Consider the following 3,184-nt stretch of genomic DNA (forward strand, 5'->3'; position numbering starts at 1 on the left):
CTCCGGCCCAGCAGCCGCCGGCGCAGCCGCAGCCGCCGCAGCAGCCGCCCGCGCCGCCGCCGGCGGCGCCGGGCGGGCCCGACCTGGGCAAGGCCCCCCAGCCACAGCCGGGTTACGGCTACCCGCAGGCCCCGCAGTCCCCGCAGACGCCGCCCGCCGCGCCGGCGACTCCTCCGGCGGCTCCGCAGGGGCCGGGGTACGGCTACCCGCAGCAGCCGCAGCCGCCCCAGCCTCCGGCCGGTTACGGGTACCCCGGGCAGCAGCCGTCCGGCCCGTACGGGCAGCCGCAGTACGGGCAGCCCGGTTACGGACAGCCCGGGTACGGCTATCCGCAGGCCACCGTGCCGACCCCGCCGCAGCCCGGCGGGACCGGCGGCGGGCGGAAGATCAACGCACAGCTGGCCATCATCGTCTCCGCGGTCGTGGCCATCGCGCTGATCATCGGCGGCGGCGTCTGGTACGCCGCCTCCGGCAAGGACGACGGCAAGAAGGACACCGCGAAGACCGGCGGCAAGGACCCCAAGAACGGTGGTTCCGGAGGCGCTTCGTCCGGCAAGGAGAAGGCCCCGGCCGACCCGAAGTCCAGGGTGCTCTTCCAGGTGCCCGAGCCGAAGCTGCCCAAGGACCAGAAGTCCATCACCACGGCCGGCTCCTGGGTGACCGACACGGTCTACGCCAAGAGCGGCATCGCCGAGATCGTCGGCTACGACCGTGACAAGGGCAGCAAGCTCTGGACGATCGACCTGCCCGGCCCGGTGTGCACGGCCACCGGCCACGTCACCGAGGACGGCAAGACGGCGATCGTCTACAAGCCGGCCATGCCGACCAAGACCGACCCGCAGAGCTGCACCGAGGTCGCCGCGATCGACCTGAAGGCCGGCAAGAAGCTGTGGAACAAGACGGCCAAGACCGGCACGTTCCCCATCCGGTTCAGCAACGTCACCCTGAGCGGCACCACGGTCGCCGCGGGCAGCACCAGCGGCGGTGCCGCCTGGGACATCACCTCCGGCAAGCAGCTGTGGGCGCCCAAGACCTCCGACACCTGCTACGACGCCGGGTACGGCGGCGGTCCGAAGATGGTCGCGGTCCGCAAGTGCGGTTCGTACAAGCAGCGTCAGCTGCACATCCAGACCATCGACCCGAAGTCCGGCAAGGTGATCTCCGAGTACAAGATGGACGAGGGGATCGAGTACGCGGCGGTCGTCTCCACCGATCCGCTGGTCGTGGCCGCCGACGTCAACGAGTCCGCGGGCGACGGCAGCGGCATCTCGGACTTCTTCTCGATCGACAACAAGACCGGCAAGCTGCGCACGCGCATCTCCGCGCCGGGCGACGATTACGCGGCGAAGTGCGACGGCATCAGCGAGATCGAGAAGTGCAGCGGGCTGGCGGTCGGCAACGACCGGCTGTACATCCCGACCGAGGAGCACGAGAGCGGCACCAGCAAGTTCGGCGAGACGAACGAGATCGTGGCGTTCGACCTGAGCACCGGCAAGCAGACCGGGCAGCGGGCCGACGCGGGTGACGACTACACGATCACTCCGCTGCGCATGGACGGCGGCAACATCCTGGCGTACAAGCGGCCTCCGTACGACAAGGGCGGTCAGATCGTCAGCATCGACGGCGGGACCTTCAAGCAGACGCTGCTGCTGGAGAACCCGGCGACGGAGTCGGTGCGGGACGTGGAGACGCGGATGTCGCCGGAGTACTCCGAGATCCTCTTCAGCGAGGGCCGGCTGTACATGTCCGGTGTGTACGCGAGCGACTTCGGCGGCTCGGACGAGAAGCGGTATCTGGCGATCGCCTTCGGCACGAACTGATTCCGGTCCGGTCCCGGTCCGCTCCGGGTGATCCGGAGTGATCCGGAGTGATCCGGAGTGATCTGGGATGATCAATCAAGCGCGGTTACGGCCCCGCCCCTGTTCAGGGGCGGGGCCGTTCGCGTACAGCTCATCCTGCGCTCATCGTCATCGAATGCGAGAATTTCGGTGATCCGGGGCGATTCTCGCCGGTAGGGGGAGCGCAACGTCGAACAAGCGTGTAGCTTCCGGGGGCATCCACCGGGTGTGCACTTGCGTATGGGTGGGTGAGATTTATTGGGGGGACTGGGGGGTTCTCTATGGGAGTGCGGCTGATCGTCGTCGACGACCACCGGTTGCTGGCGGAGGCGCTGGCGTCCGCGCTGAAGCTGCGCGGGCACCGGGTGCTGGCCGCGGCGGCGCCGGTGGCGGGGGCCGCGGATCTGGTGATCAGCAGGGTGCCGGAGGTGTGTCTGCTGGGGACGGCGGCGCCTGCGGAGCCGGGGATCTTCGATCCGGTGGTCAAGATCAAGCGGGAGCGGCCGCAGGTGGCGGTGGTGGTGCTGGGGCCGGTGCCGAGTCCTCGCGGGATCGCGGCGGCGTTCGCGGCGGGGGCGTCGGGGTATGTGCGGCACGACGAGCGCATCGAGGGGGTGGAGCGGGCGATCATGAAGGCGCGGGCGGGGGAGGCTGCGGTGGCGCCGGCGTTGTTGCAGGGGGCGTTCTCGGAGTTGCTCAATCCTGCTGCGCAGCCGGATGACGAGGGGCAGCGGTTGCTGGAGATGCTGACGCCCAGGGAGGTGGAGGTGCTGGTGCGGGTCGCGGACGGGGAGGACACGCGGGTGATCGCGGCGGGCATGGGTATCGCGCCGTCCACCGCACGCACCCACGTGCAGCGCGTCCTGATGAAACTCGGCGTCGGCTCCCGCCTCGAGGCGGCCGCTCTGGCCGCCCGCACCGGCCTCCTCGACCGAGCCGACCGCCCCCCGTCCCGGGAGGGCTGAGTTCTGCTTCGTCCCTGCGGCTGAGTGAGGGTGCGCGTCTGATGCCTGCGGCGCAACCGCGGCTCCGGGTGGGGGTACGCGTAGCGCTTCAGCGGGGCCGGCGCGACCCACCCCCGGCCCGCACCCGCGCCGGGTGCCTGGGGTGAGCAGGGCCGGCGCTTCCGCTTCAGGGGCGGTGAGTGAATGCACTCCGGCCCGCACCTGTGCCCCTCGGAATGAGGAGGGGCGCTCGGTGCGGGCCGGGGCTGGGAAGGGTCAGGCGTCGGGGGTGGGGGAGTCGGGCTCGTCCGGGGTTGCGGGGGGTGGTGCCTCTATGTCTTTCGTCAAGCGAGGCGTGGGGTTCTGGGTTCGTAGAAGGTGCCGTCGCGGAGCATGGCGAAC

General features: G+C 70.5%; 2 protein-coding genes. Both read left to right on the forward strand.

The window, feature by feature from the left end:
* Positions 1-1,820: outer membrane protein assembly factor BamB family protein (locus ABD198_RS30360; RefSeq protein ID WP_344007928.1), on the forward strand; the 1,820-nt coding region annotated here is incomplete at its 5' end.
* Positions 1,821-2,119: 299 nt separating this feature from the next.
* Positions 2,120-2,803, forward strand: coding sequence for a helix-turn-helix transcriptional regulator (locus tag ABD198_RS30365; protein WP_344007930.1), 684 nt, complete (start codon positions 2,120-2,122; stop codon positions 2,801-2,803).
* Positions 2,804-3,184: the final 381 nt, after the last annotated feature.

It is taken from the genome of Streptomyces thermocarboxydovorans (assembly GCF_039524635.1).
Lineage (GTDB): Bacteria > Actinomycetota > Actinomycetes > Streptomycetales > Streptomycetaceae > Streptomyces > Streptomyces thermocarboxydovorans.

Bases quoted from the DNA above. Each gene is read 5' to 3' on its own strand.
- ABD198_RS30365 (WP_344007930.1), top strand. From the start codon at position 2,120: ATGGGAGTGCGGCTGATCGTCGTCGACGACCACCGGTTGCTGGCGGAG.